Source organism: Candidatus Poriferisocius sp., from assembly GCF_965219815.1.
GTDB lineage: Bacteria > Actinomycetota > Acidimicrobiia > Acidimicrobiales > Bin134 > Poriferisocius.
In genome coordinates, this window is record NZ_OZ244791.1 from 3,297,868 (window position 1) to 3,319,213 (window position 21,346).

Genomic DNA, 21,346 nt, shown 5'->3' on the forward strand with positions numbered 1-21,346 from the left:
CTGCCTCAATTGCCCAAGCCGACGATGGCGATGTCGACGTCGGTGGCGAAGCCTTCCAACTCTTCGAGCACCGCGTCCTCGAGCTTCACGTCCTGGCGGGACTCCGAGCACCACGGCACCACCTCGGCCCCGGCCGCCTCCAGCTTGCGGGCCCACTCGTCGGTGGTCCACAGGAACGAGCGCCAGGTGAGGTCGTAGCGGATGCCCACCCGCTTGCCGGCCAGTGGACCGGCATCGGGGCCCCGATCAGGGTCGATCAGCGGCGGAGCAGCCGTCGGATCAAGTACCAACATGGGTGCAGACTACCGGCCGGTGCCGCTGAGACCGGTGTGAGTAGTGTCTATCGGCCGGTGAAGTCGGGGGAACGGCCCTGTCGGCGGGATTCGGCCCACTCTCGGAAGTCGGCTGAGCGCGACGACAGCTCCATGGCGAAAGCCTCGTCGCTCAGGTGGGTCTCCAGGCTGCGTCCGGAGCCGCGGTGAATAAGCACTTTGGCCAGCCCAACAGCCACAGTGGCCGAGGCAGCGAGCCGGGAGGCCAACGCGGCGGCCTCGGCGTCGACTTGGTCGGCCGGTACCGCCTGATGGATCAGCCCCCACGCAGCGGCATCGGCCCCGGAAACCTCCTCGCCCAGCATCAGAATTTGTTTGGCCCGGGCCACACCGGCCAGACGGGGCAACAGCCATGATGAGCCGCTATCGGGGGTGATGCCCATGGCGGTGAAAGGCGCCCGCAGTCGAGCATCGTCGGCGACCACCGCGAAATCGGAGGCCAGCACCAGACTGAGGCCTAGGCCCACCGCCCATCCCCGTACCGCGCACACAATGGGCACCTGCACTTCCAGCATCACCGGGATTAGCCGGTTCACCAGGTAGGGCATGCGCCGGGAGATGCTGCCCGGCCGGGGCCGAGAACCGTCGCCAGCCCGCCCGGCCAAATCGAAGCCGCTGCAAAAGTTGTCGCCAGCGGCGTTCAGCATGACTGCCCTGATCTCCTCGTCCGCGCTGGCTGCTTCGAGGGTGTCGATCAAGGCCAACACCATGTCGTCGGTCAGTGAGTTTCGGCGCTGAGACCGATCAAGGGTAAGGGTCAGAATAGGCGGGGCCGAGACCGCTTGCAGTCCTTCGGGCGGCGTTGGATAGGGCTTCATGCCCGGTCCAGGCTAGCCAGAATTAGCCGGGAACAAGCTCGGCGGCACCGAATATCACCGAGAACCTCACACACCAGATCACCACGGTGGAGTAGCGGCTCAGGTCCACTTCGCGGGGAATCTCGTAGTTTTGCGAGCCCACGTTACCTTTGAGGTCGCCGAGGTCGATGAAATCGTCATCGAACTGGCCTGCGGGCGCATCCTGGGGCGCGGAACTCAGATACACGTTCAGATCGGGACCGTTGTCGGTTCGGAAGTCCTCAAACCGCAAGAACCGCTGGCCCGTGCCGTCGCCCAGCACCATGGCATTGCCCGTGGTGGGATGGCTGCGGTTGATGAACGGGCCCGAGGCCTCCACCCGAACCTGGGGCTGCTCTGGCATGTCGGGCATCGCCTCTTCCACCTCGACCTCGGCGGGCATGCCCTCTTCCTCCATGACCTCGTCCATCTCGGCCTGGAGCTCTTCTGAGATCTCGTCCCCCGGCATGGCCCCTACCGGCGGGCTCTCGTCAGGGCCGGGGGCGGCATCGCCGGCCGCCGACGGGGTGGCGGCTTGGGCCGGCTCATCAGCGGGAGTCGCCGCATTTGCAGTCGAGGCATCCGTGGAAGTCGGCGCCGCGGCAGTCGTGGCGGGCTCTGGGGCGGGAGCGCCAGCTGCAACGCCGCTGTCGAACACCGGCCCGGATTCATCCACCTCGTCGTCGATGAAGTAGGTCTGGAACGCAAACCAGAAGAACACGGCCCAGATGGCAAAGCCCAGCAAGGCGACCAATCCCACTGTTATCAGCACCTTGGCCCTGACTGGCAACGCTTTCAACCATCCCCACAAGCGGGATATCAGCCGTTTCATGCCCCCAATGTACGCGGCTTTCTATCGACGCGGCATTTTCCCGACTGCCGCGACAGACTGGCGAGATGGGCTATGAGACGCTGATCGTGGAACGCGAGGGCCGGGTGGGGTGGCTGATAAACAACCGGCCCGACCAGCTCAACGCCATGAATTCCCAGATGCGCGAGGAGTTTGCCGAGGCGTGGCTGGAGCTGGATCGAGACCCGGAGGTGCGGGTGATCGTCCACACCGGGGAGGGTCGGGCCTTCCAGACCGGCGTGGATGTGATGGAGCTGGCCACCGACGGGCAGGGCATGGAGCGCTACCGGGAGTCGGTGGAGAACTTCGACCTGCACTTCACCTCATGGCACCAGAAAGTGCGCAAGCCGGTGATCACCGCGGTGAACGGCATCTGCTGCGGAGGCGGCTTCCACTGGGTGGCCGACGCCGACATCGTGATCGCCGCCTCCGACGCCCAGTTCTTCGACCCTCACGTGTCGGTGGGCCAAGTGGTGGCGTTGGAGGCCATCGCGCTGCTGAAGAAGATGCCCGCCGAGACTGTTATGCGCATGGCGCTGATGGGGGCGCACGAGCGGATGGGACCCCAGCGGGCCTACGAGCTGGGCATGATCAGCGAGATCGTTGATCCGCCCGAGCGCCTGCGGGAGCGGGCCGGCGAGATAGCCGAAGCCATCGCCCGCAACTCCCCCTCTGCCATGGCCGCCACCAAAAAAGCCCTGTGGGATGCCATGGAGCACGGCCTCACCGAGGCCAGCAAAGCCGGTGCCTTACACATGACCGGCATCTGGGGCCATCCCGACCAAGTAGAAGGCCCCGCCGCCTTCGCCGAAAAACGCGAGCCCCAATGGGAACCCCTAGACCCCGCATAGGCTAAGCAGATACCCATGGGAACGATTGTCATCACTGGATCAGCAGGGGGAATCGGCCAAGCCACTAGGGAGCGGCTCAGCCGGGACGGCCATGAGGTGATTGGAGTGGACATCCGCGACGCCGAGGTCATTGCCGACTTGTCCACTCCTGAGGGCCGCACCGAGATGATCGGCGCGGTGGCCGCCGCCAGCGGAGGCCGCATCGACGGCCTCGTGGCCGGTGCGGGGATTACCGGCCCCGATCCGCAGCAGGTTGTGTCGATCAACTACTTCGGAGCGGTGGCCACCGTTGAAGGGCTGCGCCCGTTGTTGGCCCAGGGCACCGACTCCTCGGCCATCGCCATTAGCTCCAACTCCAGCACCACGCTGGTCTCCCTACCTGAAGGCCTGGTGGAGGCCTGCCTCAACGACGACGAAGAACAGGCCCGGGAGCTGGCCGGGGCCGATCCGGGCACGGCCTATGCCACCAGCAAGCTGGCCCTGGCCCGCTGGACCCGCCGCACCGCCATCGGCGCCGACTGGATTGGATCGGGCATCCGGCTCAACGCGGTGGCCCCCGGCCTCATCGACACCCCGCTGGTGGCCGACAACATCGACATGATCATGAACCTGGGCGATGTGTACCCCATCCCCCAGAACCGCCCCGGCCGCCCCGCCGAGGTAGCCAACTTGCTGGCCTTCCTGCTATCGCCCGACGCCAGCTTCTTCTGCGGCTCGGTGGTGTTCATGGACGGAGGCAGCGACGCCGCCCTCAACGCCGACGCCTGGCCCGCCACCAACACCACCGCCGACCGCTGGCCTGTCAGAGACTGACCGCTGCGCCTTGGGGCCTTGACTCTCAATGAGGTCGAGTCGCAGTACTGGCACCCTCCTTCATGAGTACTGCTGGTAGCCACGACCCCACTTTGCGCTACACGCCAGGAGCGCTGGAAGACCTCACCCTTTCGAGTGTCTGTTCAGCGGTAGACAGTGAACGCCCGGCCCAAGCCGGGGCCATAGCGGTACACGGCGAAGTCAGCGTCGAATGAGATTGCCTCCTGGATGCCGTACCGCTCCATTACTGCCCAGCTCGTTCGGTCGACCATCGAGAATGCCTGATCGCTGAACCGCTCGCCGATCACCAAAGAAGTCGCAATGTCTTGGGGCGTTGCCGTCAGGACATCGGCGAGATTCCTGTTCAGAATGGTCGCCACCAACTCATCGGCCGCGACACGGTGGTGGCGGCTTCTGGCAACGGCCCACGTCTCCACCAGTACGTGATCGGTGGTGGCCAGGCGCCCGGCATGCTCGCCGAGCAGCGCAACGGCCCGATCATGGGACAGGTCGGTGTTCGCACCGAGGGCGTACCACGCTCCGGTATCCACAAAGACGCGCGTCACTCAACAGCGCTCCTGGCTCGAAGCCTCCTGTCGAAGTCACCACCGTACGCTTCGTCAATCATTTTGTGCTTGTCGCGGGCTATGTCAGAAGGCCCATCCCCGCTGCCCAAGATCCCGATGAGCGGAGTGATATCGCAATGCGAGGCGCGGGCTGCGGCATCGTCAGAGCGGATCAACTCCCGGATGTAGGCCGACACACTCAGCCCTAGCTCGTCCGCACGACGCTTGGCCACCGCCCGCAACGACGGATCCAACAGGACATTGGTGGGCTTCGTCATACCCTAATGGTACTCATGTTGCGCAACATGCGCAGCACAATATCCATAACAAGTGTCGGCAGACCCCTGAGCCACCGCAAGGGCACAACGGAAGGATCTGCTATGCCTGTACCGTTGGCGATTGATCGCCGCCCTTTCGGGCCTCAATCCCTACTTGTTGCCTTGGCGCTTTTGGATGCGGGCCCACTCGTCTCTTAGGCCGACGGTGCGGTGGAACAGGTCTGGGGTTTCGAGGTCGCGGGCGAAGTAGCCGAGGCGCTCGAACTGGACGACTTGGCCGGGGGCGATGTCGGCCATGGCGGGCTCGAAGCGGGCGCCTTCGATGAGCTGGGCCGAATCGGGGTTGAGCGAGTCCATGGGGTCGGTGCCGTCGGCGCCGGGGTGGGGGTCGGTGAACAGACGCTCGTAGAGCACGGCCCGGCCGTCTACCGCGTGGGCGGCCGATACCCAGTGGATGGTGGCCTTCACCTTGCGGCCGTCGGGTGCCTGGCCTGAGCCGGTGTCGGGGTCGTAGGTGCAGCGCACCTCGGTCACGTTGCCGTCGGTGTCGGTGTCCACCCCGGTGCAGGTCACGAAGTAGCCCGACCGCAGCCGCACTTCCCGACCTGGGGCCAGGCGGAAGAACTTGGGGGGCGGGTCGAGCATGAAGTCGTCCCGTTCGATGTAGAGCTCCCTTGAGAACGGCACTTGCCGGGCACCAGCCGAGGGGTCTTCGGGGTTGTTGCCTGCCTCTCGCATCTCCACTTGGCCCTCGGGGTAGTTCTCGATCACCAGACGCAGCGGGTTGAGCACGGCCATCCGGCGCAGGGCGGTGGCGTTCAATTCCCGGCGGACGAACGACTCCAGCAGCTCCACCTCCACGGTGCCGTCCACTCGGGCAACGCCGATGTGGCGGCAGAACTCCCGGATGGACTGGGGTGGGAAACCCCGGCGGCGCAGTCCCCGCAAGGTGGGCATGCGGGCGTCGTCCCAGCCGTCAACATGGCCCTCGTCCACCAGCTCCAACATTCGGCGCTTGGACAAAACGGCGTGGGTGATGTTCAAACGGGCGAACTCCGTCTGGCGAGGGCGGTCGCCGGGCAGGTCGAGATGGTCCAAGAACCAGTCGTACAGCGGGCGGTGGGCGTCGAACTCCAAAGTGCAGATTGAGTTGGTCACCCCCTCCACCGCGTCGCTCTGGCCGTGGGCCCAGTCGTAGGTGGGGTAGATGCACCATTGGTCGCCGGTGCGGTGATGGTTCGCGTGGCGGATGCGGTACAGCACCGGGTCGCGCATCAGCATGTTCTCGTGGGCCATGTCGATGCGGGCCCGCAGCACCCGCTCCCCGTCGGCGAACTCGCCGGCCGCCATTCGCCGGAACAGGTCGAGGTTCTCCTCGGCGGTGCGGTTGCGCCACGGGCTGTCGGTGCCCACCTCGGTGAAGCTGCCCCGGTTCTCGGAGATGGCCTCGGCATCTTGGTCGTCCACGTAGGCCAGCCCGGCCCGGATCAGGTTCTCAGCCCACTGGTAGAGCTGCTCGAAGTAGTCGGAGGCGTACAGGGTGCCCCGGTCGGATTGGTAGCCCAGCCAGGCGATGTCCTCCTCAATGGCGGCCACGAAATCAGCCCGCTCGGTCTCGGGGTTGGTGTCGTCGAACCGCAGGTTGCAGGTGCCGCCGAACTCGGCGGCCAAGTCGAAGTTCAAGCAGATCGACTTGGCGTGGCCGATGTGGAGATAACCATTGGGCTCAGGAGGGAACCGGGTCTGCACCCGTCCGCGGAAGGTGCCGTCGGCGATGTCCTGGCGGATCAGGCTGCGGATGAAATCGCTACGCTCGCCGGGCTCGGCGTCCCCGGTGCTCCCGGCGGTGCTCATGGGTACCATCCTTGACCGATTTCGGACCGACCGGCAACGCATTATGCGCTCGTTTGGCGCGAAACTGGGACATGGCCTATTCGATCATCGACGTCGACACCCACATCACCGAGCCGGCCGACACCTGGACCAGCCGAGTGGCCGCCCGCCACCGCGACCACGTTCCCAGAGTCGAGGAGATCGATGGCCGTCAGATATGGCTGTTGGGCGACGACCGCGTCGGTGCGGTGGGCCCCACGGCCCCCGCCGGGTGGTCGAAGCCCATGCCCGACTCGCCCGCCGGCTACCACGAGGTACACCCTGCGGCCTACGACGCCCAGGCCCGCCTCGAGCTGATGGACCAGCGAGGAGTGTGGGCCGAGGTTCTGTACCCCAACGTCGGAGGGTTCGGCGCCCAGAAGTTCTTGTCCATCGACGACGCCGAGCTGAAGTACGAGTGCGTGCGGGCCTACAACGACTTCCTCTCCGAATGGTGCAGCGCTGATGACCGCCGCCTCATCCCGTCGATGGCCACCCCATTCTGGGACGTGGGCAATGCGGTGGCCGAAGTGCAGCGGTGCGCGGCAATGGGCTACCGGAGTGTGAACTTCACCGGCGAGCCCCAGGTGTTCGGCCTGCCCTATCTGGGCGAGCCGCACTGGGATCCGTTCTGGTCGGCGGTGTGCGACTGCGACATGGTGGTGTCGTTCCACATCGGCAGCGGCGAGTTCAATTGGGACCACAACCGGGTGGAGCGCCGGGGTTTCGCCGAGGCCTACGCCCTGCAATCGGTGGACCTGTTCACCAAGAACGGCATCCAGGTGTGCGACCTGCTGCTGTCGGGTGTGCTCCCCCGCTACCCCAAGCTGAAGGTGGTGTCGGTGGAATCAGGCATCGGCTGGCTCCCCTTCATGCTCGAGGCGGTGGACAACCAGTTCGTGGAGGGCGGCGGCATGAACGACCGACCCGAGTTCGACCGGCTGCCCAGCGAGTACTTCACCGGACAGGTGTACACCACGTTCTGGTTCGAGGAGTCCGCTCCTCAGGACTTGCTCGGCGGCCGTATCCCGCTCGACAACGTGCTGTTCGAGACCGACTTCCCCCACCCCACCTGTCTCTACGATAACGTGGAAGAGAAGATCGCCGCCAGCCTCGGCCACTTCTCCCCCGAAGACCGCCACCAGCTCTTGTGGGGCAACGCCGAGAAGCTGTACCGGGTGGAAGTGCCTGCCTAAGCGGTCCACCCGCTACATTCCCGGCCATGAGCAATGGATGGGACAGAGAAGCTGATGTAGTGGTGCTGGGGATGGGCGCGGCGGGGTGCGCGGCGGCCATCACGGCGGCTGATGCAGGGGCTTCGGTCATCTTGTTGGAGAAGATGCCTGAGGGGCGCGAAGGTGGCAACACCCGCATCTCGGGGGGGATCTGGTACGAGAGCCTTGACCGAGACGGGATGGCTACTTATCTGCGGTCGCTGTGCGGGCCCTTCACGCTGCCTGAAGAGATAGTGCAGGTGTGGGCGGACGAAACATACAAGAACACCGAATGGCTGGAGGGCCTGGGGGTGACACCGGGTGTCCATGCCGACTACAAGCCTGAGTATCCCGAGATGCCCGGGGCCGAGTTCTACGGCGGCTATCTCGGGGTCAACGGGGAGATGGGCCAGCAGTTGCTGTGGAAGGCCCTTTCTGCTGCGGTGCGGGACAAGGGCGTGGAGGTGTTGTTGGACACGCCGGCCAACGAGCTGGTGACCGACGCCGACGGCGCAGTGGTTGGCGTGGCGGCCACCTCTGGCGGGCAGCCGCTGAGGGTGGGGGCCCGGCGGGGTGTGGTGCTGGCCACTGGCGGATTCGAGAACAACCCCGACATGGTGCGCGACTACTTGCAACTTCCTGGCTCCCCGGTGTGGGGATCGCCGGCGGGCACCGGCGACGGCATCAAGATGGCCCAGAAGGTGGGGGCCGATCTGTGGCACATGGACAACATGATGGCCGCCCTTGGTTTCGCCGCCGACGGCTTCGAGGCCGGGATGTACGTGATGTTCATCTACTCGATGGGATTCATCTGCGTGGGCAACGACGGCCGTCGGTCTCACAACGAGATGCCGCCCCAGGGCCATGGTCACGCCCTCATCGACGGCGACTACGAGCTGTTCCAACGCCGACCACTGCATGTGATCTTCGACGAGACCACCCGTCAGGCCGGGCCCATCTCCCCGCCACGGGAGATCCTGCCGGTGGGGTGGAACCTGCTCATGGAAGGCTACGAGTGGAGTGCCGACAACTCCGCGGAGATCGACAAGGGCTGGATCCAGAAGGCCGACACCCTCGCCGAGCTGGCTGAGATTGTGGGAATCGACCCCGACGGTTTGGAGGCCTCGGTGGCCGATTGGAACGAGGCCTGTGCCGACGGACACGACCCGCTGGGACGCCCCGCGGCCACCCTGGCCCCGCTGGCCACACCCCCCTACTACGGGTTCACCTCTGCCCCGCTTTTGGGCTGGACCAACGGCGGCCCCCGCCGCAACGAGAAAGCCCAGGTACTCGACCCCTTCGGCGAGACCATCGGCCGCCTCTACGCCGCCGGCACCGTCAGCTCCACCTACAGCCGGTGCAAAGACGGCGGCTTCCACATCGGAGACGCTCTAGCTTTCGGCCGGGTAGCCGGCCGCAACGCCGCGGCTGAAACACCTCAATGAGCCCAGCCAACTTGGCTTAGGGCCAGGAACGCCAGGCAGTGATGTCCATGGCGATGACCGGGCCGGGGGGACGGGTTTCTCGGTACTGGGGGTATTTGACGGCCAGCAGGTCGAGGGCGCGGTCGCGCTCGTCACCATCGACTAGCACCCTGGCGGTGCCGTCCACTCGAATCCACCACAGCTCCGACCAGTCGTCGTCATAACAATCGACCAACAAGCAGGCCGCGGGATTGGCGGCCAGATTGTCCAGGCGCCGAAGTGCCAGGGTGGACTTGGGTTTGGCGTCCACTGCCGAATACGCCGTGTCACCGTCCAGTACGAAACAGCACGGCACGGCGTGAGGCTGGCCGTCCGCAGTAACAGTGCTGAGCACTCCTGAGCGAGCCTCCCCCACCCGCTGCCGCATCTCGCCCTTGTCCATGCCTGCACTCTACGAATCCCGCGGCCGCCGCTTACGGCAAGGCGTCACCGCAATGAGGCGCGCCAAGGGGGGCGGGGCGGGTAGAACACAGTGGTGGTCCGTCTGGCCCGATCGGAGTCGGTTGCCCCCGAGCCGCTGTTCATGGTGGGGGCGGTGTCGCAGTATCTGGGCGCGGCGGTGGCTGTCCACCTGTTCGACGAGATGGGCGCGTCTGGAGTGGCGCTGGTGCGGGTGTTCGGGGCGGCGGTGATGATCATCGCGCTGCGGCGCTCTTGGCGGCGTCGCTGGACAGCCAGCGATCTGGGCTGGGCGTCGGCCTTCGGGATAGCGCTGGCCGCCATGAACCTGTCGTTTTACTTGGCCATAGACGAGCTCCCGCTGGGCAACGCGGTGGCCATCGAGTTCACCGGCCCGATACTGGTGGCCGCGGCCTTCACCCGCACCTTGCGCTCAGGGGCTGCGCTGCTGCTGGCTGCTGGCGGGGTGGTCGTCCTGGCCGGGGTTGAGGCCGAAGGCACCATGCGGGGGGTGGGGTTCGCCCTATTGGCCGGGATGTTCTGGGCCGGCTACATCGTGCTCGGCCATCGGGTGGCGCGGGGCCCTGCCGCGGTCGACGGGCTGGGCCTGGGAATGCTGGCCGGCGCGGCGGCCATCACCGGATTCGGGGCAACCGAGGTAGGAACGGCCATGGATTCGCCGGCGGTGCTGCTGTTGGCCTTGGCCACCGGGCTGTTGTCCAACGTCGTCCCCTACTGGATCGACCAACTGGTGATGAAGCGCATCACCCAACACCGCTTTGCCCTCCTTCAAGCGCTGCTCCCGGTTACCGCGGTACTGGTGGGCTTGGCCGTGCTCATCCAAGTGCCGAGCGCTCAAGAATTGTTTGGCATCGCATTGGTGATCGCCGCTATCTTGCTCAGCCGCTCCGTGAAGGGACCCGGCGGCACTGCGGCCGGGACGGGCAAACGGGCAACGGATTAATCGAGATTGATGGTCAATTCAATCTCCCCATTCAGTCTGGACACCCAAAGGCCCCAAAATGCGCCCACTACGCTTGCTTGGCTTTGTCACCTTGTTCGCCATGGCTCTCGTCGTCTCCGCCAGTCGGATTGACAGCTTCGATGTCCACGATGTTGAACAGTGGCGGCCCTTGGTGGCCGAAATTTTCCCGGCCGATGAGATAGACGACGTCCTCTCGGTGATGGCCTGTGAGTCTCAGGGCAACCCCAGCACCCGCTACATGGAGAAGTGGGGAGTGGAATCGGTGGGGCTCATGCAGATCAACGAGGGCTGGCTAACCGGCTGGAGCCGCCCGGAATGGTCGATCCTGTCTCACAACGGACAACCCGTAGACCTGACCGATCCGGCCACGAACCTGCAAGCCGCCAAATTCATCCGGTTCTTCGAGGACTCCACCGACCAAGAACCATGGTCGCAATGGGCCTGCGAGCCCTAGACGCCGAATTAGCCGGTACCCTTGAGCGTGTCGTTCCTGGGCATTTACGACGCTGACGGGGGTCTCGGCGGGGAGCTGCGGTATGTGGCAGGCAAGCTGCTGGGCCGGGGGAAGTGCGCGCTGTGCGACATCACCCACGGCTGGAACCCAATGGGATCCAAGAGTTGGAAGCAGGCCTGCGCAGTGTCAGACGTCGAGCTAGAGCTTCTGCATCGAAATGAGGTCACCGCCGAGCAACTCGCCTCCGCCACTGGACTTCCCGCCATCCTGCGCATGGACGAAGACGGACTGTGGAGCGAGGCAATTCCGCCGTCAGAGCTATCCCAGTACGTAGGCGCCCCCGACGCACTGCTTGAACGCCTGGAACAGCTCTCGTAATCGCCGCGCTCAGTTGGTCGAGAAAGGCAGGTACTCGTAGCGGCGGGTCGACCAGCCGCCGGCGAAGCGGGCGGTGTCCTCATCCACCGAGTAGTTAGGGAATCGCCGCAGCATCTCTTCAAGGGCCACCCGGCACTGGAGCCGGGCCACCGACGCGCCGAGGCAGTGATGGGCGCCGTAGCCGAGGGAGACGATCTTGTCGATCTGGCGCTTCACGTCGAGCTCCCCGGCGGTAGGCCCGAACTCCCGCTCGTCCCGGTTGGCCGAGGCGAAGAGCAACAGCGCCTTCTTGCCCTCGGGAATAGTGACCCCGTGCAGGGTCACATCTCGGGTCAGCGTGCGGGCCAGGTTCTGCACCGGGGAGGTAAGCCGCAGCAGCTCCTCCACCGCGTTGGGAATCATCGAAGCGTCGTCGATGAGCAACTGGCGCTGGTCGCGATGGCGGTTGAGCAGCACCGTCGAGCTGCCGAGCATGCCGGTGACGGTGTCGTTGCCTCCGGTGATCATGGTGAAGATGAACCCCACGATCCACATGGCCGAAGCCACATCCTCGCCCTGCTCAACCAAGCCGGTCACCAGGTCGTCGCCGGGGTCGGTCTTGCGGCGCTCGATCAGCCCGGTGGCGTACTCGAACAGCTCCAGAAACGCGCTCTGGTCCTGGCCGTAGGCCTCGGTGGACTCGGCCGTGGCCTGCACGATGCGCTCGGTCCAGCGGTCGAACAGCACCCGGTCTTCGGGCGGGACGCCCAGATAGTGGGCCACCAGATAGCTGGGCAGCGGCTTGAACAGCGCCTGGACGATGTCGACGTCGCCGGCGTCGGCCACCGCATCGAGCTTGTCGGTGATGAAAGCCCGAACCAGGTCCTCCACCGGGGCCACCTGACGGGGGGTCATGGGCCGACTCACCAGTCGGCGCATGGCGGTGTGCTCGGGCGGGTCCATCATCACGATGGGCCGGGCCTTCTCGTCGAAGGAGGCCATGTCGTCGGGCGCGGTGGTCAGGCCGTTGGCCGACGAATAGGTAGCGGTGTCTCGGGCGGCGGCGAACACGTCGTCAAACCGCGACAGCACCCAGAACTCGCCGTCGCCCACCTCGTGTACTGGATCCTCGTCGCGCAGAGCGCGATAGTCGTCCCACGGCTCGGCCCAGGTGTCGCCGCTGCGATAGGCGAATTTGACGGCCATTAGGCCACGTTAGCTTCACCAGGGTTGGCCAGTCCTTGCGGCCTCCCCACATACTGCCTCGACCCCTGGACCAACCTGGCTCGGCCCAGAATCCACTTGGCCACCTTTTCGATCTCTGCTGTCACCGCGTCGGGCGAGCCCGCTAAGTCGATAGAAAAGGTGTGCAGCGTCTTTCCAGTGTGGAGCACGGTGACTTGGCTCTCGGTGGAGGTGTTTTCGGCATGGCAGTAGATGAGCACGCCCTCCTCCAGCCCCAGGGCTGTGGCGTAGGCCAAGAGCTGGTAGTAGTCAGCGGTGCGAGCCCGGGCATCGCCGGTCAGCTTGTACTTGATGTCGGCCACATACACCGGCTTGCCCTGGCGCAAAAGCACCAGATCGGGGCGGATCGGCACTTTGTCCCCTTCGGCCAGATATGCCCGATATTGGCTCTTGACCTCCAATCGGCCTCGCATCGCTCGCTCAAGCCGCCCGGTGATGAACTTCTCGAACAGGAGGTTCATGTCCACCAAGAACGATGATGCTAAGCGGTGGCCATGCCGGTCGGCCAAAGACCGGCTCTCCAGCAGCAGTCGGGCTAGGCGCAGAAGGGGTTGGTAGTGGGCGTTGAGACGGGTGATGGCCACCTGCTCGACATCCTCAGCCCGTACCTGAACGTCTGACACCTCTTCCATCGCGGCTAGCTGGCGAAGCAGGCGTCGGCGATCATCGGAGTGGACGCCGGGCAGCCGCAGGCAATAGCGGGTTGCTGCTTTGAGGTAGCGGTTCTCGGAGATATCGGCGGTGTGCTCGTCATAGCGGCACGGCACCGGCACCTGTATTCCGACTTGGCGAAACTGAGCCGACACATCGACACGGCCCCGCAGAGCCACCAGCTTCTCCTCGTGGAGGCGATAAGACCGCAATAGCCCGCGAGCCAGTGTCGTCTCCAGGGTGCGGGCATAGAAGGCGGCCATGGCCGGGAGCAGGTCGCCGCTGGTGGCGTACTCGAACGCCTCCTGCCGCCACGCGCCGCGATCAAGTCCGACCTCGAGCATCAAGAACAGGTTCTCCAACCTGATCTTGGGGCGGATGAGCACCTTGAGATCGTCCACCACGAGGGTGCCCACGAAATTCATCGCAGTCACCCGATAGGCCTTGGGCCTCTCAGCGTGTTGAACAGTGAGGACTCCTCGGGTGGCCAAGTCCAGGCGACGGGCCTGCGCGGCGTCGAGCCGGACTTCGACCGATCCGTACTCGGTCAGCTCAATCTGCCAGTTCACCGGTTTGCGGGGTCTTGCTCGGATGCAGTCTCGGCCTCTTTGGTCTGATCGGGCGACAGTCCTGGAGCGATAATGCCGGTAGTGTCGGCGCTCTCTACATGTCGCCGGTACACGTTGTCGAACCGGTACTTTTCTATCTGCCCTTGATCCCCGTAGAGCTGATCTTCGATGAACGGCTCGATGTTGTACTTCCAGATACGACTCGCCGAGTTCTTGTCTAGGTTCTCCTTCATGAAGTGGCTGGGCCCAATCTGGAGGTGGGGACCCCCAAGCACTTGTTCGAGCTCCTCGTTCACATGGGCCACCAACTCCCCCACCCAGGTGGGCTCACCATTCTTCTCCAGCCAGCGGTCCAGCAGACCCTCCATTGGACCAAAATTGGGAAAGAAGGGCACAAAGTGGAATCGGCGGCGCAAAGCCGCGTCCACCAGGGCGATGGAGCGGTCGGCGGTGTTCATGGTGGCAATAAACCAGAGATTCTCAGGAAGCTCGAACTCATCGTCGGCCCGATACAGGGTGCTCACATTCTCGTCCCGGTATTCCAGCAGGAACAGCAACTCGCCCAGCACTTTGGGCAAGTTGGCCCGGTTGATCTCGTCGATCACCATCACATGCCGCTGACCGGGTGCTTCCGCCGCCTTTTCGGCCAATAGCGCCAGAGGCCCGGGTGTGAGGGAATAGGCCATCTCCCCGTGGGAATCAGCCTCCGGCCGGTAGCCCTCGAAGAAGTCCTCGTAGGAACTCGCCGGGTGGAACTGCACCAGCTTCCGGCGCCTCGGGTTGGGGGCGAGGGCTTCTGCCAATTTCCTGGCCAAGTAGGTCTTGCCCGTGCCCGGTGGACCGTAGAACACCACCTGGCCCTTGTCCTCAAGGAGCTCGACGACTTCGTCTAGGAACTCGCGCGCCACAAGCAGCTCTTCGGAGAGGTCGTCAAGCGGATCTTGTTTAGGGCCATCAAGCAGGTCGCCAAGATCGTCGTCTTGCTGCTCAGAGCGCCACAACAAGTGGTACAAGAACCCCGACATCGCAAGCGGGTCGAGAGACAGTCCCCACCTCTCGCCAGAAAAACAGCCCTTGAGTCGTTCAATGAGCAATCGGTTGGCCTCAACATGCTGTGTACCCAAAGACCCCGAGGGCTGCTCCAATTTGAGCAGCCTCAGGATCTCCCTCTTTTGACCCATCGGGTAGATCAACAAGAACTCTTCAGGATGGGTGATCGCGAGCAGCTTCATAATGAGCGACTCGCCAAGACCCCTTATGCCCAGGTCAGCCTTGTCCAATAGCCGATCTATGCGCACCGGGTGAGGATCATCGCCCCAGCACAGGTAGTGGAGCGACTTCAAGAACTCAGCGTAATCTGGCTCATCGAAATCTCGAAGGGTTTGATTGAGCTGGGGTTTTATGCCAGCAGATCCATAGTCGGCGCCCCTTTTCTTCATCCACACTTGGCGAAGGTCTTCGAGGCTGGCCGCCGTAATGGAATCGGGGGCTAGCATCTCAGCCCACTGTTCTCGTTGCGCATGATTGTCTTCGTGCCATGAGCTTGGATACTGCTCATCAACCAACCACTGGGCAGCCATGCCAGCGAACTCATCGCCGCCGCGGTCCTTTGTCTGAGCCGGTTCTTCGGGACTCGTTCTCGGTTTGGATGATTCACTCCGGGCCAAGGTGCCCAACTCTTCGTACAGCGGCTTGAGCGTGGTGGCGACATCGACAACCGTCGCCCTCAGGTCGATCTGGCCAAACTGATCACGCTCGAACCACCGCCCATAGACGAATTCACTCGGGTTGCCGAAAAATCCGACATCATCGCCAAGATCAGATTCAGGGCCAGACAGAATACGGCAATCGGGATATCGGGCCGCCTGAATGATCGGAACCGCATCGGCATACCACCATCTGTTCTTTGGCCCAGTGCTCAAACCAACCGCAGCCCCGCGGTCATTGACCCATATGCGAAAGAACAAATTGGAGTCCTTCTGACGCAGATCAACTTTCACGTCAGAGCGAGGCCGCTCGTCCTCCCAGCGTGGAGACACCTTGAGCGGGGTATAGCGCCGCCCCAACACAGCCAAGACCTCATCTACAAGAAATTTGCCCCAGCATTCTGAGACCCTGGCCAGCGTACAGGCGTTGGCCCCAGCTTCATCTTGATCAGCGTCAGTGCCACCAAGCCCATACCCAGCACGATCGGCTAGCACCTCGTCAAGCAGCACGACCTTCTGGCTCCTCCACCACGCCGCGGTGATCTCGAATTCAGCGATGTCAGTGGTCATTTCCCGAACCCCCGCCATATAGGCGAGGTACCGAAAAGCGAAGTCGGCCGGCAGATCGTCCCCCATAAGAAACTCGGTAAACGCCGCGGCGCTCGGCCAGATAACCGACCAGTTGCGCTGATCGGCCAGACTCCAGAAGTAGGAAAGCAGGAAGGGAACATTGCCCGGTGCCGGGCGACCCTTGACTTGTACCGCTTCCACGTAGTTGACCACTGCTTGGATCTTTTTAGCAGCCTCATCATCGGAGATAGGTGCTGTCAGAGCCTCGCCCAACACTGTCGCCAGCTCACGAGGGCTAGTGGCATGCTTGGCCATCAGATGCAGCGTCCCCTGTCCAGACATGCCGTTGAAGGCAAGTGTGCCCGGCTTCACCGCCCACTTCTGCATGCTCTGCACGAATGAGTCGAGATCGCCAGCGCTACGCAGGTAATCGAGCAGGCCAAGCGCCTCTGGAGCACTCTGCACGAACCCTTCGACCTCCGCTCTTGATTGCCGGTGCCGCTCCTCGTTGGCCAACAGGCCATCACGGTGGGCTTCATACCAGCGGCGCCGAAAGGTGCGTTCGGTCTCGGAAACTGCCATGTATCGCTAACTCCCTTGTGCGTTCTCCCCACCCTATTGACGGGAGTGACGCGTTTTACTAGCCACTGCCTTTTTGATGGGCCGTACGGCTCATCGGCGGGGGTCGACCAATCGCAGCTCCGGGTTGTGCTCTGCCCAGGAGATGATGTCCTCATCAAAGGTGGCGAGTTCGTGGCCGCACACAATGGCGGTGGCTGCGATCACCTGATCCATTGGGTCGGGATGAAAACCCCTATCGGCCAGCAGCACTGCTTCAGCAGCGATGCGGTAATCGACGGGGATGTCAACGACCCCGGTGCCCAGCAGGTTCCGGCACCACGCAAGAGGAGGCATTCCCATTGAGATCGCTCCGTCTCGATTGAGCCGCACCATCTCCAGCACCACCGCCGAGGACACCGCCAACCTCCGCTCCGCTACGAGACTGTCTGCTTCAGCTCTGAACCGCGGACCCACCCGGCCGTCATCGAGGGTAACGCCGATGAGCACGTTGGTGTCCAGAGTGAGCATCATCCCCTTCTCGGTATGGGATTGACCACCTGCTCCGGGTTGGAGAACACCTCCCACTCATCGATGGGAATGGCAGGCTTGTCGATGTCGCCCGACACCGTCATCACGTCCTTGAAGAAGCCGACGATGCCACCGGGTGCGGGCATCGGTACGAGCTTTGCCACCGGCTTGCGGTGCTTGGTGACAATCACCTCCTGGCCAGTCTCGGCCACCTCGTCCATGATCCGCAGACAGTGGGTCTTGAACTCGTTGGCCGGCATCATCCTGGCCGCGTCCATAGGGACTTCTTCCATGACCTCGGATTATAGTCGGAAATTCTGGTCATAAAATGAGTTAAGCTGGCACCTGGGTCCAATGAGATCGACCGGACTGGGGCTAGCTCAGCTCGAGGCCTTCCAGGGACCCCTCGTCGCGCCACGCCTTGAGGAGCTTGAAGAACTCCTGGGCGCCGCCGCCGTAGGTGCCGCCAAACCAGCCGGGGCCGTCGTCGGGCTTGCCCTCGTTGTTGTAGTAGCCGGGGGTGCAGGACTCCAGGAAACCGGCTCGGCGATAGGCCGACTCCATGATGAGGCGCACCCAGTCGGCCTCGGCCTGCTCGGTGGGCTCCACCACGGTGGACCCCGACGACAGGCCCTGGTTGACGATGTAGGCCACATGCTGGCTCTGCTCGTTGTAGAGCTCGGTGAAGTTGGGCGATACCCCCGACTGGATGCCGCCCATGTGCAACAGGTTGGGGTAGTCCCGGCTGACCACCCCGTGGAAGGTGGACATCCCGTCGGCCCACCGCTCGCTGAGCGTCTCGCCGCCCCGGCCGTAGATCTCGCAGTTGGCCCGGTGGGAGTAGTCGGTGCCCACCTCGAACCCGGTGGCGAAGATGATGCAGTCCAACTCGTACTCCTGGCCGCCGGCCACCACGCCCTTGGGCGTGATGCGCTCGACGCCTTGCCCGTCGGTGTCCACCAGGGTGACGTTGTCGCGGTTGAAGGTGGGCAGGTAGTCGTCGTGGAAGCACGGCCGCTTGCAGAACTGCCGGTAGTAGGGCTTGAGCGCCTCGGCGATGGACGAGTCTTCGATCAGCTCGTCTACCCGGCTGCGGATCTGCTCCATCTTCTGGAAGTCGGCCATCTCCATGGCCTCGGCGATCTCCTCGGGGGTGCCGAGGCGGGCGCCCTCTCCCAGCGCGGTGAGGTTGCGCAGGATGTCGGTCCAGCCGTCGCTTACCAGGTCTTCCTCCTGCATGCTGCCGGCCACGATGTTGCCGAAGTTCTCGATGCGGTTCTGCTGCCAGCCGGGCTCCAGCGACATAACCCACTCCGGGTCGGTGGGGCGGTTGCCCCGCACGTCGATGGACGACGGGGTGCGTTGGAACACGTACAGATGCTGGGCGGCCTCGCCCACATGGGGGATGCACTGCACCGCAGTGGCGCCGGTGCCGATCACCCCGACCACCTTGTCGGACAGCTTGGTCAGGTTCCCGTTGGTGTCGCCGCCGGTGTAGTCGTAGTCCCACCGGCTGGTGTGGAACGAGTGACCCTCATAGGTGTCGATGCCCGCGATGCCGGGCAGCTTGGGGCGGCTGAGCGGCCCGATGGCCATGATCACGAAGCGGGCCCGCATCCGGTCGTTGTGGTTGGTGTGCAGCACCCAGCGGTGGTCGGCGTCGTCCCAGTGCATCTCGTGTACCCGGGTGCCGAAGCAGACGTCGCGGTACAGGTCGAAGTGGCGGCCCAGCTCCTTGCAGTGCTCGAGGATCTCCGGGCCGTAGGAGTACTTCTCCTTGGGCATGTAGTCGAGCTCTTCCAGCAGGGGCAGGTAGATGTACGACTCGATGTCGCACTGCACACCGGGATACTGGTTCCAATACCAGGTGCCGCCGAATTCGGCCCCCGTCTCGATCATCCGGATGCTCTCCACCCCCATTTGGCGGAGCCGGGCACCGGCCAGCAGCCCGCTGAAACCGGTGCCGATGATGACCACGTCCACCTCGTCGGTAAGCGGCTCCCGGACGATGCCGGTCTGCGCCGGGTCGTCCAGATAGCGGGAGAACTCCCCGTCCATAGCGATGTACTGGTCGTTGCCGTCCGACCTCAGGCGCTTGTCGCGTTCCTCCCGGTACTTCTCCCGAAGAGCGTTGGGGTCGAAGTCCATCCCAGTGTCGGAAGAGAGAGTGTCGGTCATGGCTCACTACAATACGGCCCATGACCTTTGAGGCTCGATTCGACCTGAGTGACGTGGACTGGACCCATATGGAGGGCGGTCCGGAGTACGACTATCCCATCGAGTTCGACGTGGCCGTGCTCGGCTCCCAGGCCGACCTCGGCACGCTCGACTTGCTGGTGCGCTTCGCCCCCCACTCCCACTGCCACTTCCACCGCCACGCCGCCGCCACCCGCACCCTGGTGCTCCAAGGCGAGCACCATGTGTTCGATGTCGGGTCCAACGGCGAGACCGTCCACAAGATCAAGCCCGCCGGCACCTACAGCCAGAGCCCTGCCGGCGACATCCACATGGAGCGGGGCGGTCCAAACGGCGCCATCGTGCTGTTCAACCTCCACTCCCCCACCGGCCTGCTCTTCGAAACCCTCGACCCCGACCACAACGTGTTGGCCACCTCCACCATCGAGTCGATGTCCGAGGGCCCCTTGATGGGGGGTTAGGCCTCGCCTGGGTCGCCGCCCGATCAATAGCTCATTTGCCATCGGACACGGCAGCCTCACAGAAGTTCATCACCGAGCGCACTGCTATGGCGGCCCCATCGGTGGCGAAAGTTGCCGAATAGGTCTTCCCGTCTCCGCCGGTGGTGGACAGGGTCACCGACATGCCTTCATGGCGCAGTACGGCATCAAACAGGCGAAGGCTGCTGGGGCGGGTGAGGTTCATGAACCTCGATTCCGCCCCCTCATACCCGGTAAGGCGGAGAATCTCGCCGTTGGAGAACCTGGCCTCAACCCACAAATCCCCGTTGGCGGCACCGAACACCGCATCGCCATCCCAGCCCACATAGGAGAACAGCTCCCACTCATCACGGGATTCGTAGTACTCACAGGACATTCTCAGAGTGGGGGTGGCCTCTGGGGACACTCCTTCAGTCGAGAGGGCAGCTGTAACCACCCCGACCTGGGCGAATTCCGAGCTGGCATAAGAGCTCCATCTTCCGTATGACCGGGGATAGTCCAAGGGAACCGCGGGGGCGGGATCAAAGCAGGGCCAGTCCAATTCCTCCTTTTGCCAACACAGGATTTCTTCGAACGACAAGGGATCGATCGTGCTCCGTATCCGGCACTCGTCCGTCCCATTCATGAGCGACCAAACCACCTCGGAACACTGGTACGCCCTGATCTCCTCGTCATCGGTGTGCTCCAAGCCGAAGAGCCCATGTCCAATCTCATGGGCCACGATGTAATGGAAGCCACCGCCGAACGGACCTCCCCAAGCTCTGAGCGATACTCGCGACGGACCGAGGCCATTGGTGGCGTAGCCGCCGAATCTCTCGCCGCCCTCGATGTCGATCAGGATGAGAATCTGCGATCCCTGCCCTTCGGCAATTGCTGCGACGTCGCAGGCCGAGAAGCTGCCTCGGTCAAACAGGTCGCTGAGTGTTGTGTTCTGCCAATCGAATGACGGAGACACGATGCCTCCGACGGTGAAATACACATTGGCGAGACCGGATGACTCACGGGCGTAAAACGGGGTCACGTGCTGGTTCAGGTCGGCCACCACGTCTGCCAGTTCGCTCTCGGAATACCGACCGGCAGGAGCGCAATAGAACACCGGAATCGCCGCAGTCGTCCGCACCTCCAGAGGGGGTGTCTGAGTGGTTGGGGGATCAGGCTCCGGTGTGCTGATACACCCGCCGGGCACGATTTCGGTGTCGATGTCGAACCGACACCGGTAGACGTTGAGCAGTGCTTCTTGTGCGGCGATGAGCCGATCTCGCTCCGCTATGTCGGCACGGTTTGGGGTGCCGGTGAACGGCCCCGGCGGGACCGCGGGAATGACAGGGGTACCCCCACTGCATCCCCCAGGAACAATCTCGGTGTCGATGTCGAACCGACACCGGTAGACGTTGAGCAGTGCTTCTTGTGCGGCGATGAGCCGATCTCGCTCAACGACATCCGGGGCAGTTTGAGCTTGAGTGGGCGCTGCCAAAAGGATGGAGAGGCCCGCACCCAGCACCATAAGAGCCACCAGCATGCAGATGCCGCGGCGCGGCGTACTAGACAGC

General features: G+C 63.9%; 22 protein-coding genes. 8 read left to right on the plus strand and 14 right to left on the minus strand.

The window, feature by feature from the left end; all coding sequences use genetic code 11:
- Positions 1 to 5 precede the first annotated feature (5 nt).
- From ACOQPI_RS15835 to ACOQPI_RS15845, 3 genes are read right to left on the minus strand one after another with little or no spacing between them, the layout of a single operon-like run.
- Positions 6 to 293, minus strand: a complete 288-nt coding sequence (locus tag ACOQPI_RS15835; RefSeq protein ID WP_420620580.1) for a hypothetical protein — start codon at positions 291 to 293, stop codon at positions 6 to 8.
- 47 nt (positions 294 to 340) lie between these two features.
- Complete coding sequence (locus ACOQPI_RS15840) at positions 341 to 1,150, minus strand: enoyl-CoA hydratase/isomerase family protein (protein WP_420620581.1); 810 nt, start codon at positions 1,148 to 1,150, stop codon at positions 341 to 343.
- A 22-nt stretch (positions 1,151 to 1,172) separates the two neighbouring features.
- The gene (locus ACOQPI_RS15845; protein ID WP_420620582.1) at positions 1,173 to 2,000 is read right to left on the minus strand and encodes a DM13 domain-containing protein; all 828 of its coding nucleotides are present in this window, start codon (positions 1,998 to 2,000) and stop codon (positions 1,173 to 1,175) included.
- Positions 2,001 to 2,065: 65 nt separating this feature from the next.
- Here ACOQPI_RS15845 and ACOQPI_RS15850 point away from each other — a divergent pair, with 65 nt between their 5' ends.
- Both ACOQPI_RS15850 and ACOQPI_RS15855 read left to right on the plus strand, forming a co-directional pair.
- Positions 2,066 to 2,869 carry an enoyl-CoA hydratase/isomerase family protein gene (locus tag ACOQPI_RS15850; RefSeq protein ID WP_420620583.1) on the plus strand — a complete coding sequence of 268 codons (804 nt, stop codon included), beginning with the start codon at positions 2,066 to 2,068 and terminating at the stop codon, positions 2,867 to 2,869.
- A gap of 15 nt (positions 2,870 to 2,884) precedes the next feature.
- Positions 2,885 to 3,682, plus strand: a complete 798-nt coding sequence (locus ACOQPI_RS15855; protein WP_420620584.1) for an SDR family oxidoreductase — start codon at positions 2,885 to 2,887, stop codon at positions 3,680 to 3,682.
- A 143-nt stretch (positions 3,683 to 3,825) separates the two neighbouring features.
- Here ACOQPI_RS15855 and ACOQPI_RS15860 read toward each other — a convergent pair whose 3' ends face one another.
- From ACOQPI_RS15860 to ACOQPI_RS15870, 3 genes are all read right to left on the minus strand, one after another.
- Entirely contained in the window at positions 3,826 to 4,248 is a 423-nt protein-coding gene (locus ACOQPI_RS15860) for a type II toxin-antitoxin system VapC family toxin (protein WP_420620585.1), read from the minus strand.
- The gene (locus tag ACOQPI_RS15865) at positions 4,245 to 4,526 is read right to left on the minus strand and encodes a hypothetical protein (RefSeq protein ID WP_420620586.1); all 282 of its coding nucleotides are present in this window, start codon (positions 4,524 to 4,526) and stop codon (positions 4,245 to 4,247) included. The genes ACOQPI_RS15860 and ACOQPI_RS15865 overlap by 4 nt, the downstream gene beginning before the upstream one ends.
- A 150-nt stretch (positions 4,527 to 4,676) precedes the next feature.
- Positions 4,677 to 6,380: a glutamine--tRNA ligase/YqeY domain fusion protein gene (locus ACOQPI_RS15870; protein ID WP_420620587.1), complete on the minus strand. Its 1,704-nt coding sequence runs from the start codon at positions 6,378 to 6,380 to the stop codon at positions 4,677 to 4,679.
- A 71-nt stretch (positions 6,381 to 6,451) separates the two neighbouring features.
- Here ACOQPI_RS15870 and ACOQPI_RS15875 point away from each other — a divergent pair, with 71 nt between their 5' ends.
- Both ACOQPI_RS15875 and ACOQPI_RS15880 read left to right on the plus strand, forming a co-directional pair.
- Entirely contained in the window at positions 6,452 to 7,594 is a 1,143-nt protein-coding gene (locus ACOQPI_RS15875) for an amidohydrolase family protein (RefSeq protein WP_420620588.1), read from the plus strand.
- Between the two features lie 26 nt (positions 7,595 to 7,620).
- The gene (locus ACOQPI_RS15880; protein WP_420620589.1) at positions 7,621 to 9,057 is read left to right on the plus strand and encodes an FAD-dependent oxidoreductase; all 1,437 of its coding nucleotides are present in this window, start codon (positions 7,621 to 7,623) and stop codon (positions 9,055 to 9,057) included.
- A 16-nt stretch (positions 9,058 to 9,073) separates the two neighbouring features.
- Here the strand turns inward: ACOQPI_RS15880 and ACOQPI_RS15885 are convergent, their stop codons facing one another.
- Positions 9,074 to 9,478 (minus strand): TIGR03668 family PPOX class F420-dependent oxidoreductase, encoded by a 405-nt coding sequence (locus ACOQPI_RS15885; protein ID WP_420620590.1) that lies wholly within the window; start codon positions 9,476 to 9,478, stop codon positions 9,074 to 9,076.
- 90 nt (positions 9,479 to 9,568) lie between these two features.
- On the opposite strand from ACOQPI_RS15885, the gene ACOQPI_RS15890 reads away from it, so the two are divergent.
- The 3 genes from ACOQPI_RS15890 to ACOQPI_RS15900 all read left to right on the plus strand — a co-directional run bounded on the left by ACOQPI_RS15890 (position 9,569) and on the right by ACOQPI_RS15900 (position 11,312).
- On the plus strand, positions 9,569 to 10,459 hold the full coding sequence (locus ACOQPI_RS15890) for an EamA family transporter (RefSeq protein ID WP_420620591.1): 891 nt from the start codon (positions 9,569 to 9,571) through the stop codon (positions 10,457 to 10,459).
- A gap of 100 nt (positions 10,460 to 10,559) precedes the next feature.
- Entirely contained in the window at positions 10,560 to 10,934 is a 375-nt protein-coding gene (locus tag ACOQPI_RS15895; RefSeq protein WP_420620592.1) for a hypothetical protein, read from the plus strand.
- Between the two features lie 21 nt (positions 10,935 to 10,955).
- Positions 10,956 to 11,312 (plus strand): hypothetical protein, encoded by a 357-nt coding sequence (locus tag ACOQPI_RS15900; protein WP_420620593.1) that lies wholly within the window; start codon positions 10,956 to 10,958, stop codon positions 11,310 to 11,312.
- Between the two features lie 9 nt (positions 11,313 to 11,321).
- Here the strand turns inward: ACOQPI_RS15900 and ACOQPI_RS15905 are convergent, their stop codons facing one another.
- The 6 genes from ACOQPI_RS15905 to ACOQPI_RS15930 form a co-directional block, all read right to left on the minus strand.
- Positions 11,322 to 12,497 carry a cytochrome P450 gene (locus ACOQPI_RS15905; RefSeq protein WP_420620594.1) on the minus strand — a complete coding sequence of 392 codons (1,176 nt, stop codon included), beginning with the start codon at positions 12,495 to 12,497 and terminating at the stop codon, positions 11,322 to 11,324.
- Complete coding sequence (locus ACOQPI_RS15910) at positions 12,497 to 13,756, minus strand: McrC family protein (protein WP_420620595.1); 1,260 nt, start codon at positions 13,754 to 13,756, stop codon at positions 12,497 to 12,499. Before ACOQPI_RS15910 ends, ACOQPI_RS15905 begins: the two co-directional genes overlap by 1 nt.
- Positions 13,753 to 16,614: an McrB family protein gene (locus ACOQPI_RS15915; protein WP_420620596.1), complete on the minus strand. Its 2,862-nt coding sequence runs from the start codon at positions 16,612 to 16,614 to the stop codon at positions 13,753 to 13,755. The genes ACOQPI_RS15910 and ACOQPI_RS15915 overlap by 4 nt, the downstream gene beginning before the upstream one ends.
- Positions 16,615 to 16,704: 90 nt before the next feature.
- The gene (locus tag ACOQPI_RS15920) at positions 16,705 to 17,124 is read right to left on the minus strand and encodes a type II toxin-antitoxin system VapC family toxin (protein ID WP_420620597.1); all 420 of its coding nucleotides are present in this window, start codon (positions 17,122 to 17,124) and stop codon (positions 16,705 to 16,707) included.
- A complete protein-coding gene (locus ACOQPI_RS15925) occupies positions 17,121 to 17,414 on the minus strand; it encodes a type II toxin-antitoxin system Phd/YefM family antitoxin (protein WP_420620598.1) in 294 nt (97 codons plus the stop codon). The genes ACOQPI_RS15920 and ACOQPI_RS15925 overlap by 4 nt, the downstream gene beginning before the upstream one ends.
- A gap of 82 nt (positions 17,415 to 17,496) precedes the next feature.
- Positions 17,497 to 19,299: a flavin-containing monooxygenase gene (locus ACOQPI_RS15930; RefSeq protein WP_420620599.1), complete on the minus strand. Its 1,803-nt coding sequence runs from the start codon at positions 19,297 to 19,299 to the stop codon at positions 17,497 to 17,499.
- A 20-nt stretch (positions 19,300 to 19,319) separates the two neighbouring features.
- Between ACOQPI_RS15930 and ACOQPI_RS15935 the strand changes: the two genes are divergently transcribed.
- Complete coding sequence (locus tag ACOQPI_RS15935) at positions 19,320 to 19,778, plus strand: cupin domain-containing protein (RefSeq protein WP_420620600.1); 459 nt, start codon at positions 19,320 to 19,322, stop codon at positions 19,776 to 19,778.
- 31 nt (positions 19,779 to 19,809) lie between these two features.
- Here the strand turns inward: ACOQPI_RS15935 and ACOQPI_RS15940 are convergent, their stop codons facing one another.
- A complete protein-coding gene (locus ACOQPI_RS15940; protein ID WP_420620601.1) occupies positions 19,810 to 21,315 on the minus strand; it encodes a hypothetical protein in 1,506 nt (501 codons plus the stop codon).
- Positions 21,316 to 21,346 lie beyond the last annotated feature (31 nt).